11 protein-coding genes are annotated in these 11,006 nt (G+C 59.1%); 8 read left to right on the top strand and 3 right to left on the bottom strand.

Annotated features, from left to right (window positions below; translation table 11 throughout):
* The 3 genes from repC to repA form a co-directional block, all read right to left on the bottom strand.
* The gene (repC, locus tag RHE_RS21990) at window positions 1-1,212 is read right to left on the bottom strand and encodes a plasmid replication protein RepC (RefSeq protein ID WP_011427466.1); all 1,212 of its coding nucleotides are present in this window, start codon (window positions 1,210-1,212) and stop codon (window positions 1-3) included.
* Between the two features lie 187 nt (window positions 1,213-1,399).
* Window positions 1,400-2,407 (bottom strand): plasmid partitioning protein RepB, encoded by a 1,008-nt coding sequence (gene repB, locus RHE_RS21985; RefSeq protein ID WP_011427465.1) that lies wholly within the window; start codon window positions 2,405-2,407, stop codon window positions 1,400-1,402.
* Between the two features lie 100 nt (window positions 2,408-2,507).
* Window positions 2,508-3,740 carry a plasmid partitioning protein RepA gene (gene repA / locus RHE_RS21980; RefSeq protein ID WP_032490543.1) on the bottom strand — a complete coding sequence of 411 codons (1,233 nt, stop codon included), beginning with the start codon at window positions 3,738-3,740 and terminating at the stop codon, window positions 2,508-2,510.
* A 358-nt stretch (window positions 3,741-4,098) separates the two neighbouring features.
* Between repA and traI the strand changes: the two genes are divergently transcribed.
* The 8 genes from traI to trbL are packed head-to-tail and all read left to right on the top strand — an operon-like array spanning window position 4,099 to window position 10,982.
* Window positions 4,099-4,722, top strand: a complete 624-nt coding sequence (traI, locus tag RHE_RS21975; RefSeq protein WP_011427463.1) for an acyl-homoserine-lactone synthase — start codon at window positions 4,099-4,101, stop codon at window positions 4,720-4,722.
* Between the two features lie 10 nt (window positions 4,723-4,732).
* The gene (trbB, locus tag RHE_RS21970; protein WP_011427462.1) at window positions 4,733-5,710 is read left to right on the top strand and encodes a P-type conjugative transfer ATPase TrbB; all 978 of its coding nucleotides are present in this window, start codon (window positions 4,733-4,735) and stop codon (window positions 5,708-5,710) included.
* A complete protein-coding gene (locus RHE_RS21965; protein ID WP_011427461.1) occupies window positions 5,700-6,083 on the top strand; it encodes a TrbC/VirB2 family protein in 384 nt (127 codons plus the stop codon). Before trbB ends, RHE_RS21965 begins: the two co-directional genes overlap by 11 nt.
* On the top strand, window positions 6,076-6,375 hold the full coding sequence (locus RHE_RS21960) for a conjugal transfer protein TrbD (protein ID WP_011427460.1): 300 nt from the start codon (window positions 6,076-6,078) through the stop codon (window positions 6,373-6,375). Before RHE_RS21965 ends, RHE_RS21960 begins: the two co-directional genes overlap by 8 nt.
* Window positions 6,376-6,384: 9 nt before the next feature.
* Window positions 6,385-8,841 carry a conjugal transfer protein TrbE gene (locus tag RHE_RS21955; protein ID WP_011427459.1) on the top strand — a complete coding sequence of 819 codons (2,457 nt, stop codon included), beginning with the start codon at window positions 6,385-6,387 and terminating at the stop codon, window positions 8,839-8,841.
* Window positions 8,813-9,616, top strand: coding sequence for a P-type conjugative transfer protein TrbJ (gene trbJ, locus RHE_RS21950; protein WP_011427458.1), 804 nt, complete (start codon window positions 8,813-8,815; stop codon window positions 9,614-9,616). The genes RHE_RS21955 and trbJ overlap by 29 nt, the downstream gene beginning before the upstream one ends.
* Window positions 9,613-9,813, top strand: coding sequence for an entry exclusion protein TrbK (trbK, locus tag RHE_RS21945; RefSeq protein ID WP_032490541.1), 201 nt, complete (start codon window positions 9,613-9,615; stop codon window positions 9,811-9,813). Before trbJ ends, trbK begins: the two co-directional genes overlap by 4 nt.
* A complete protein-coding gene (trbL, locus tag RHE_RS21940; RefSeq protein ID WP_032490540.1) occupies window positions 9,807-10,982 on the top strand; it encodes a P-type conjugative transfer protein TrbL in 1,176 nt (391 codons plus the stop codon). The genes trbK and trbL overlap by 7 nt, the downstream gene beginning before the upstream one ends.
* The last annotated feature ends 24 nt before the right edge of the window (window positions 10,983-11,006 follow it).

Below are 11,006 nucleotides of genomic sequence, written 5' to 3'. Positions count from 1 at the left end.
CTACGCCGACCTCAGATTTCTGCCGCCGGACCGCATAAGGGCCATCAACATCGGGCCAAGGCTAAACTCGCCCCTTCGCGTTCGCGCGGTCAGATCGCGTAGATATCCACCGGCCGAGTTTATATGTCCGGCTCGTTCCAGAATGCACGCTATTGCGACGGCGGCATTTTCCGGCCCCATGAGCTCGCAAGCGTCCTGATATGCCGACGGCGAAACTCCAAGCATGGAACGAACCACGACAGCGGCGGCCATTAAATCGCGCCAATGCTCAATTCGCCCGCCGGGGGCGTAATCCGATATCTGCGGGCACGCCCGAGCGACCATACCAAGTGGAAATGTCCTTATCGGCTCTGCATGAAGCTTCGGCCCTTGGCTCGGCTTCCCGCCCAGCTCGTTTCCAGAGCTAGGTTCAAGTTCATTAATGGAGTCAGTATTTGAATTCTGTATGTGCTGACGGATTTCGTCAGCATTGGCGTCGGATTCTTGCGAAATAAGCTGATCTTCCAACAAGTTGACAATGCCTTCTCGCAACAGTGTCAGTTCTTCGAGGATCTCCCCAAGGGCTGTGGGCGTCTTCGCGGTTCGAAGACTGCTAATCATAGCAACAAAACCGTCCTCAATGCTCTGCCAGTCGCCCGAAGCGCCCTCCTCGATCGCGGCGGAAATGAGCTTTCGTATATCCCGGCGCGCGATGGTGATCTTCTCCTTGATCACCTTCAAGCGTCGGTTTTCTTCAGCAACTTGATGAGCCATGAGCGCCAGTTCTTCGGATCGAGCGAGCAGCGGCGCTAGGTTGAAGCCGTAAGCGGTTTCAATAGACCCGTCTCGACCCTTTCGGGCATAGCGCTTGCCGTTCGGACTATCGTTCCGATGGATCAAACCAGCCTGGACGAGAAGCGCCAGATTCTCCCGAAGCGTCGTGCCGGCGATGCCGTTGGCACGGGCAGATAGCTGCGCGTTCGATGGAAACACGATGAGGTTGGCGCTCTCGATCAGATCGGTTTCAGGATAGAACGACAGAAGTGCATTGAGTACTGCGAGCGCCCGATCGCGCAGCCCGAGAAGGGAACGCGCGTCACAGGCGTCACGGTAGATCTTCCACTTATCGGCCGATTTGCCCTTTTTGATGCCTGCGGACTCGAATTGGGTCTTCACCAAGGCAAGCGTCATCGGCCGCCGCCCAAAGGGCGTCGCTATATGTTCAGTCTGCATTTTCCTCTACCTTTCTAAAGGCAACAGAAAAACGCCCACCAAAACGATGCCAAAGACTCTTGACGTGGATTCCGGGAAATGCGATTCTCTTAGGTGCGAACTAATTGAGAAGGGCTTCCGGGATCTGTTTCGGGGGCCTTTTTCTTTGCCGTGTGAGTGCGGTCTAGCCACCTATCACAGGCTTAGTTCATCGCTCATCTCCATCACCGTTGAGTTCCTGAAATTCCTTGTAAAGCTGGTCCAGCTTTGCCGAAACAAACTGTCCAAACGCTGGGACGACTTTCTCTTCGAAAGTAATTGACGTCTTTCCTTCACGCGCCTCGACGCGGGCAGCCCGTTTCCCAAGAGGGGTCTTCCAAACGTCCGTCCTATTGGCGCGCGATTTCTTGCTCGGCTCGCTAAGGGCACGCAACAGTGCGTCTAACCGCGCGTCGCTTTGAAGTCTGTTCTCCGCGAAACCAGCTACCAGTTCATGCGCAGTCGCAAGTTTAGCTGGGGAGGAGAGGTGTTCGACAAGGGTCATCCAACGCGCGCGTCCGGCTTTCGGCGCTGGGCCAATCAATTTGACCAACTCCTCCGGTACCTGTCGGGCGACAGCCACATAGCGGCTCACGTCCGCTTTGTCCGAGACAAGCGCCGCAATGATCGTCGGACGATCACATCCGTCGTCTTCAAGGTTCTTTGCAAAGAACGCTTTTTCGATGAAAGATAGGTCTTTACGATCGAGGTTTTCGCGGCCCTGGGCGATATAGAGCTGGCTATCCGAGAGGTTGCGGACGATCGCACGAACCGGGCGGCCGAGTTTCTCGGCCGCCTTTACGCGCCGACGACCGTAAGCGATCTGGAATCGCCCCGAGGCTTGCGGGTTCGGTCGCACGAGGATCGGCACTTGCTGTCCGTGTTCGGCGATACTTTCGACCAGAGCGTCGAACGCGGGGTCTACATCGATCGGAATTCGGTCGACGATTTTCGACGTGTCGATAGAAGCCGTTTCGATGGAGATGACTGCCTCACCTTCGGCGAGCTGCTGCTGTAGCTTGCTCGCCTGTTTCGCATTCTCAGCCATCTCATGCAGGGACGAGCCCATGGCCGAGATTGCGCCGGTGCGCACACGGTCGGATGACTTTGAGGCTGATGAAGCCGTCGCAACGGGCTTCTTCAGGAAGAGGGAGTCGATTGAATCCTTCCTGCTCACATTACCTCTCCTGCTGTCTTTGCGCTCGAAACTTCGGCACTGTTGGGAGCTCCCAACAACTGGCGAGCCTGCCGGCGTTTTGCGATTTGGTGAAGGTCCGTCACGCTCGACCCCATGCCTGCTTGATAAGGGTTTCGACCTCGGAATTTACCGCGTCGAGCGCTTCCATGGCCCGGTCATAGGTGGATCGGGTCAGGTTCTCGCGTCCGATCTCATAGAGCGTTTGCTTCGTGAGTCCGGCATCTGATACGGCTGCGGATTTGACCATCGGGTTCGTCAGGACGTGATCGTCAAATAGGTTACGGAGGAGGGCAGCTACTTTCGTTTGCGGGGCGTCCTGCGGCTCGAATCGCGTTAGAAGATAGCGAATGAAATCGTACTTGAGGTCGCCGCCGGCATCGCGAACGACACCAAGGAGGTCGCGGGTCATCAACAGAAATTGGCTCATCGACGAGATATCAAGCATCTGCGGGTGCACGGTTACAATCATCGCGGTCGCAGCGCATAATCCGCTCAAGGTAAGAAAGCCGAGCTGCGGCGGGCAATCGATCACGACGACGTCGTAATTATCGGCGACTTCATCGATTGCTGCTGCGACGCGCGCAAAGAAAAGAGTTTCACCGACAGCGCCAGCGCTCAGCGCCTTGGGTGTGGTATGCTCGAACTCCATGAGCTCCAGGTTGCCCGGCACGAGATCGAGGCCGTCAAAATATGTCGAACGGATAACCTCCGAGAGATTGCGGCGCTCGCTATCATATCGGATTGCAGCATAGAGGGTCTGGTTGGACGCAACGTCGAGTTCAGGGAGAACGCCGAGCAGGGCGGACAAGCTCGCTTGGGGATCGAGATCTACCGCAAGAACGCGATAACCCTGCAGCGCGAGGTACTGTGCAAGATGAGCAGAGGTGGTCGTCTTGCCTGACCCGCCTTTGAAATTCGTTACGGCGAGGACCTGAAGATGCTCGCCGGGACGGCGATGAGGAACGAACTCGATGCTTTCGCGGCCGCGGGTCGATTGTGCCAGCAGTCGTCGGATTTGATTGATGTCGGACAAGGTATAGAGCCGCCGACCGTTGCTGGTCGTTTCAGGCTGCGGGCCTTCGCCCGCCAGCGTCATCTTTCTTAGCGTGGAATCAGACACACCCATCAACCGGGCGGCTTCGCCGGAGGTGAACTTTCGCAGGATCTTCTGAGAGGAGGGCGGAAAGAGTGCTTCGCTCATCGACTGAAGCTGCGAGCTCAGCAAATCGGCCTGCTCACCAATGGTTTCATCGACGCTGGGCAAAGCCTTGCGGTTCGGGTTTGTCGCCACGCTCACGTTAGAATCTCTCATCACGGTTTTTTTGCCAGAACGGCAGATTTACCGTGACGATACGCAAAAGCCATTCGTTGGCAAGGACTTAATGGTTAACAGCCGGTTAACGCAACGAAGGCGAAAACTCAAGGCCAAGCCTATTTGTCCTTGAATATTCGCCGGTTAGCAAGCATTCTATTCCGGCGCGTTCACTATCCGTTTTACTGTGAATCCTGCAAGTCCGCCTCATCGTTTTGGGCGCAAAAGTAGCCGCGTTCGCCAACCTGGAGGCTTTCGCGGCGCGACTCACTCGTCGTGAGCTTGTAGGATTCTACAACTGCATCCCAATTCTAAATCGTGCTCATTTCCCCGCCGACCACAAACGACGGAGAAATTCATGCAAGTTGTCGCGTTCTCAACGCCTCGAACGATCGAAGAGGCACATCTCCTCCATAGTCACCACCAGCTTCGCGCACGTGTCTTCTCCGCTCGATTGGGTTGGGAAGTCGACGTTACGGCGGGATGCGAGTCGGATAATTTTGACGCGCTTCGGCCGACCTACGTTCTTGCCATCGCAGGGACTGGCCAACTGGCGGGGTGCGCGAGGCTTCTTCCCGCACTCGGCCCCACTATGGTGACCGACGTTTTCCCGGCGCTGCTCCCCGAGGGCCAACTCAATGCTCATGCCGCGATGATCGAGAGTTCGCGTTTCTGCATTGACACTTCCCTCGGAGAGGGCAGGGGAGTCGGCTCAGTGCATGAAGCGACGCTGACCATGTTCGCAGGCATCATCGAATGGTGCATGTCGAATGGCTACACCGACATCGTCACCGTGACCGATCTCCGCTTCGAGCGGATTCTCGCCCGCGTCGGTTGGCCGCTGCAGCGATTGGGCGAGCCCAAGAAGATCGGCGTGACGATGGCCGTCGCTGGCATCCTGCCCGTGAATGCCAGCATGTTCCTACGTCTGCGACCCTCCGACTATCGATCCGAACTCAGCTCCGTCAGTAAAGCAGCGTAAGGAGACAGCCGTGAACCAGCTTCGCTCCCATCCCCGACTTGTCCGAAAACTTCAGGAGGCTCTCGGCGATCAGCTTTGCGTCGCGTTGGACGACTCAACCGTCGTTGAAATCATGCTCAATCCCGATGGCAAGCTATTCATTGAACGGCTGGGGCATGGCGTGGCGCCAGCCGGCGAAATGTCTTCAGCGGCTGCGGAAATGGTGATCGGAACCGTGGCACATGCACTCCAGTCGGAGGTCGACACCGAGCAGCCGATCATCTCAGGGGAATTGCCGATCGGAGGTCATCGCTTCGAAGGATTGTTGCCTCCGGTCGTCGCCAAACCGGCCTTCACCATCAGGCGGCGTGCCTTGCGCCTGATCCCGCTCGACGATTATGTGCGGTCTGCCATGATGACCGAACACCAGGCTTCGACCATCCGCAGCGCGATTTCGTCGCGGCTCAATATCATCATCTCCGGGGGCACAGGATCAGGCAAGACGACGCTCGCCAACGCCGTTATCGCTGAAATCGTCAAGTCGGCCCCTGAAGACCGTCTGGTCATTCTGGAGGACACCGCCGAGATTCAATGCGCCGCCGACAACGCCGTGCTTCTCCACACCAGCGATACAGTCGACATGGCGCGACTGTTGAAGAGCACCATGCGCCTGCGTCCGGATCGGATCGTGGTCGGCGAGGTCCGCGACGGGGCTGCGCTCACGTTGCTGAAGGCATGGAACACCGGTCATCCAGGAGGCGTGGCAACCATCCATTCCAACACTGCAATGTCGGCGCTTCGCCGCCTTGAGCAACTGACCGCCGAAGCCAGCCAACAGCCGATGCACGAAGTGATCGGTGAAGCGGTCGATCTCATCGTCTCGATTGAACGGACGCCGCGCGGGCGGCGTGTTCGCGACGTCATCCAGGTCGAGCGCTTCGCAGGCGGCCAATACGAGATCGAATCCGACCAGCTTACAGAAGAACAGGAGGCGCGCCATGTCGCGTAGGAACGCAGTCGTAGCCGCGGTACTCCTCGCGGCACCCATCGTCCTTGCCTCGGTCGCGCCGGCGCTCGCCAGTTCCGGCGGCAGTCTTCCCTGGGAAGGACCGCTGCAGCAGATCCAGGAGTCGATCACCGGTCCGGTCGCGGGTGCCATTGCCCTTGCAGCGGTCGCAATCGCCGGCGGTATGCTGATCTTTGGCGGCGAGCTGAACGATTTCGCGCGGCGGCTCATGTACATCGTGCTCGTCGCCGGCATCCTACTTGGGGCCACCAACATCGTCGGCCTATTCGGCGCGACGGGAGCTTCCATCGGAACTCCAGACGAGCAAACCACCTCAATCGGTCAAAGCGAAACAGGGGAGGGGGCTCATGGCTGAGTCCCTGTCCGGGCTGCAACGCAACCGCATCCACCGTGCGCTGTCGCGGCCGAACCTCCTGATGGGCGCGGACCGGGAACTGGTGCTGATCACCGGCCTTGCCGCAGTCATTCTGATCTTCGTCGTCCTCACGGTCTATTCCGCGCTCTTCGGCGTTGCCGTCTGGATCGTCATCGTCGGGCTTTTGAGGATGATGGCCAAGGCCGATCCGCTGATGCGACAGGTTTATGTCCGCCATATCTCCTACAAGCATTACTACAAGGCGACCTCCTCGCCGTGGCGCCGGTATTGAGGGGCAGGCATGGTTGCTCTCAAACGTTTCCGGGCCACCGGCCCCTCCTTTGCGGATCTCGTTCCCTATGCCGGCCTGGTCGACAATGGCGTGCTCCTGTTGAAAGACGGAAGCCTGATTGCCGGCTGGTATTTTGCCGGGCCGGATTCCGAAAGCGCCACGGACCTCGAGCGCAACGAGCTCTCGCGGCAGATCAATACGATCCTGTCGCGTCTTGGAAGCGGCTGGATGATCCAGGTTGAAGCCGTGCGCATCCCGACATTCGACTATCCGTCGGATGATCGTTGCCACTTTCCCGATCCCGTCACGCGCGCGATCGACGCCGAGCGGCGGGCACACTTCGCGCGCGAGCAGGGGCATTTCGAGAGCAAGCACGCGCTCGTCCTCACCTATCGGCCGCTTGAATCAAAAAAGACGGCGCTCAGCAAATACATCTACTCGGACGAGGAAAGCCGAAAGAAGACCTATGCGGATACGGTGCTGTTCATTTTCAAGAACGCTGTCCGGGAGATCGAGCAGTATTTCGCCAACACCCTTTCAATCCGTCGCATGGAAACCCGGGAAACCGTCGAGAGGGGAGGGGAGCGGGTCGCCCGCTATGACGAGCTGCTACAATTCGTTCGCTTTTGCGTCACAGGCGAGAACCATCCGATCCGGCTGCCGGATGCCCCGATGTATCTCGATTGGCTTGCAACTGCCGAGCTCGAGCATGGCCTGACGCCGAAGGTCGAAAACCGTTTCCTCGGCGTCGTGGCGATCGACGGACTGCCGGCCGAGAGCTGGCCGGGAATTCTCAACAGCCTGGATCTGATGCCGCTCACTTATCGCTGGTCATCGCGCTTCATCTTCCTCGATGCGGAAGAGGCGCGGCAAAAACTCGAACGCACCCGTAAGAAGTGGCAGCAGAAGGTGCGGCCGTTCTTCGATCAGCTCTTCCAGACGCAGAGCCGGTCGGTAGACCAGGACGCGATGACCATGGTGGCCGAGACGGAAGACGCCATCGCCCAAGCCTCCTCGCAGCTGGTGGCCTATGGCTACTATACGCCGGTGATCGTTCTCTTTGATCACGACCGGGAGGCCCTGCAGGAAAAAGCAGAAGCAATCCGCCGGCTGATCCAGGCGGAGGGATTCGGCGCGCGGATCGAGACGCTCAACGCCACCGACGCCTTTCTCGGCAGCCTGCCCGGCAACTGGTACTGCAATATCCGCGAACCGCTGATCAACACGAGCAATCTCGCCGATCTGGTTCCGCTTAACTCTGTCTGGTCAGGCAATCCGATCGCGCCGTGCCCATTCTATCCGCCGAACTCGCCGCCGTTGATGCAGGTGGCGAGTGGGTCGACGCCGTTCCGGCTGAACCTGCATGTCGACGATGTCGGCCACACGCTGATTTTCGGGCCGACCGGTTCGGGGAAGTCGACGCTGCTGGCACTGATTGCCGCACAGTTCCGCCGGTATGAACGGGCCCAGATCTTCGCCTTCGACAAGGGGAGCTCGCTGCTACCGCTGACGCTCGCCGCCGGTGGCGATCACTATGAGATTGGTGGAGATCACAACGAAACGGAGAGGGCACTGGCCTTTTGTCCGCTATCGGAGCTCTCCAATGATGCAGATCGCGCATGGGCCACGGGATGGATCGAAATGCTGGTGACGCTGCAGGGTGTTGCCATCACCCCTGATCATCGCAACGCCATTTCGCGCCAGATTGGGTTGATGGCCAGCGCAGCCGGTCGATCGCTTTCGGACTTCGTCAGCGGCGTGCAGATGCGCGAGATCAAGGACGCGCTCCACCACTACACGGTCGACGGACCGATGGGCCAGCTTCTCGATGCGGAACAGGATGGTCTCTCGCTGGGTGCCTTCCAGACTTTCGAAATCGAGCAACTGATGAACATGGGCGAGCGCAATCTCGTGCCCGTGCTCACCTATCTGTTCCGACGTATCGAGAAGCGTCTCGACGGCTCACCGAGCCTGATCGTCCTGGACGAGGCCTGGTTGATGCTCGGCCATCCGGTATTCCGTAGCAAGATCCGCGAATGGCTTAAAGTGCTACGCAAGGCCAACTGCGCCGTTGTGCTCGCCACGCAGTCGATTTCGGATGCCGAGCGTTCCGGGATCATCGACGTGCTGAAGGAATCCTGCCCAACGAAAATCTGCCTGCCCAACGGCGCAGCCAGGGAGGCGGGGACCCGCGAGTTCTATGAGAGGATCGGGTTCAATGAGCGACAGATCGAGATCGTTTCGAACGCAATCCCCAAGCGCGAATATTACGTGGTCACCCTTGATGGCCGGCGCCTATTCGATATGGCGCTCGGTCCCGTGGCGCTCAGCTTCGTCGGCGCATCGGGCAAGGAAGACTTGAAGCGCATCCGCGCGCTCAATTCCGAACACGGCCGCGACTGGCCGATCCACTGGCTTCAAACGAGAGGAGTTCACGATGCCGCATCGCTGCTCAACTTCGAATAGGCTGTTCGCCGGCCTTGCGGCGGTCGCATTGACGATCGCCGCCGCAAATCCCGCAGATGCCGGCACCGCAACTGGTGCCGCCACCGAGTGGACGCAGGTCCTCAACAACGGCGAGCTGGTCGCTTTGGTCGGGAAGTCCGGTGAGCAGATCCAGAACCAGCTCACCCAGATCAGCCAACTCGCCCAACAGATCGAAACGCAGCTGAACATCTATCAAAATCTGCTTCAGAACACGGCAACTCTCCCGTCGCATATGTGGGGGCAGGTCGAAAGCGACCTCAATCAGTTGCGCAGCATCGTCGATCAGGGTCAAAGCATCTCGTTTTCGATGGGCAATGCGGATGACGTGCTGCAGCAGCGCTTCCAAAGCTACTCGAGTCTCAAGACCAATTTGCCGGACGCGACAAGTTTTTCGTCGAGCTACCAAACTTGGTCCGATACGAACCGGGACACGATCGCCAGCACACTGAAGGCGGCGAGTCTGACGGCGGACCAGTTCGATAGCGAGGAAGGCACGATGTCCTCGCTGCGGTCGATGTCCGAGACGGCCGACGGGCAGATGAAGGCTTTGCAGGTCGGCCACGAGATTGCTGCTCAGCAAGTCGCGCAAATGCAGAAGCTTCGCGGTCTCGTCTCCCAACAGATGACAATGATGGGGACTTGGCTTCAGACGGAACAGACCGACAAAGACCTTGCCCAGGCGCGGCGCGAGAAATTCTTCAATGCCGAGATCAAGAGCATTCCCGAAGGTCAGAAGATGGAGCCCCGCTGGTGAGCCGCGCCGTTGTCATTGCCGTGCTCGCGCTTGTGGCAGCTTTCTCCTCAGCGGCGACCGTGCTGATCGTCAATTCCAAGGAATCCAACAAGCCTGCGCTCGCCGAAGAACAACGCACCGTCAGGGAGAAGTTCTTCGGCTCGAACATGGAGCCGCCGCCGATCAAGGACGGCCAGGAGATGCGCCCAAGATGGTGAAACGCACCCTTGAACAATCGTTCCTGATCGCTGGCCTCCTTTGCCTCGTCTTTGCAGCTCCTGCCTTCGCGCAACAGGGACAAGTCCTGACAGAACTAGAAAATCAGGTTTCCACCGCCGCTAAAGGGTGGGAGACCACCATCATGGATGCGGCGAAATCTCTGTTCTGGATCCTGGCAACTATCGAGGTGGGCATTGCCGCGGTCTGGCTGGCGCTCCAGGCGGCCTCCCTCGACAGCTGGTTTGCTGAGCTTGTCCGGCGCATCATGTTCATTGGCTTTTTCGCCTTTGTTCTCACGCAAGGGCCGACTTTTGCCCGAGCGGTCGTCGACAGCCTCTTCCAGATTGGCGCCGGCGGCGGATCCGCGTCGCCCGCCGAAGTGTTCGACGCAGGCATCCGGGTTGCCTCGCAAATGTCGCAGCAGGCACAATTCGGCGTGTTCGAGGACAATGCTTTGGCGATCGCGGCCGTGCTGGCGATGGGTGTCGTCGTCATCTGCTTCTCGCTGGTCGCAGCAATTTTCGTGTCGGTCATGGTCGAGATGTATGTCGGTCTGCTTGCCGGCATGATCATGCTCGGGCTGGGGGGATCCTCCTTTACCAAGGACTTTGCTGTCCGCTATCTCGTCTACGCCTTCGGCGTCGGCATGAAGCTGATGGCGTTAGTCATGATCGCGAAGATCGGGTCCGAAGTCCTCATGGGTCTGGCAAACGCGCCAACTGCCTCCTCGGACCAGTTCGTGACGACGCTCGCCATCGCCGGGATCTCGGTCGTGGTCTTCATCATCGCCATGTATGTGCCGAACATCATTCAGGGTGTCGTTCAGGGCGCCTCCGTCTCGGGCGGCATGGAAGCAATCCGGCACGGTGGGCAGGCGGCATCCTTCGCGACCGGCGCGGGTTTCCTCGCGGCCGGCGCGACGGGCGCAGGGTTCGCGGCTGGTCAAAGCGCGCGGGCCGCAGGGTCCTCCGTTGCAGGAGCGATGCTCCGAGGTTTCGGCGCAGGGATCGGCTCGGCAGGAAAAGCAGCGGGCTCGGCTGCCAAGGAGAAGGCCATCGGCTCTCCCGGCGCCTATGCCGGGTCTATCCTGGGGCTCGCCAATTCCAAGCTCGATCAGGCGCGCAGCGGGCAAAGCGGACCAAAATCACCTCCCGAACGCAAAGACTAACAGCAATCAGAAAGTGATCGATCG

The sequence above is a fragment of the Rhizobium etli CFN 42 genome (assembly GCF_000092045.1).
Taxonomy (GTDB): domain Bacteria; phylum Pseudomonadota; class Alphaproteobacteria; order Rhizobiales; family Rhizobiaceae; genus Rhizobium; species Rhizobium etli.
Note: the sequence above shows the minus strand (reverse complement) of the source record. Positions and strands in the feature narration are given on the sequence as shown.

Bases quoted from the DNA above. Each gene is read 5' to 3' on its own strand.
- repC (WP_011427466.1), bottom strand. From the start codon at position 1,212: ATGCAGACTGAACATATAGCGACGCCCTTTGGGCGGCGGCCGATGACG.
- repA (WP_032490543.1), bottom strand. From the start codon at position 3,740: ATGAGAGATTCTAACGTGAGCGTGGCGACAAACCCGAACCGCAAGGCT.
- traI (WP_011427463.1), top strand. From the start codon at position 4,099: ATGCAAGTTGTCGCGTTCTCAACGCCTCGAACGATCGAAGAGGCACAT.
- RHE_RS21965 (WP_011427461.1), top strand. From the start codon at position 5,700: ATGTCGCGTAGGAACGCAGTCGTAGCCGCGGTACTCCTCGCGGCACCC.
- RHE_RS21960 (WP_011427460.1), top strand. From the start codon at position 6,076: ATGGCTGAGTCCCTGTCCGGGCTGCAACGCAACCGCATCCACCGTGCG.
- RHE_RS21955 (WP_011427459.1), top strand. From the start codon at position 6,385: ATGGTTGCTCTCAAACGTTTCCGGGCCACCGGCCCCTCCTTTGCGGAT.
- trbJ (WP_011427458.1), top strand. From the start codon at position 8,813: ATGCCGCATCGCTGCTCAACTTCGAATAGGCTGTTCGCCGGCCTTGCG.
- trbL (WP_032490540.1), top strand. From the start codon at position 9,807: ATGGTGAAACGCACCCTTGAACAATCGTTCCTGATCGCTGGCCTCCTT.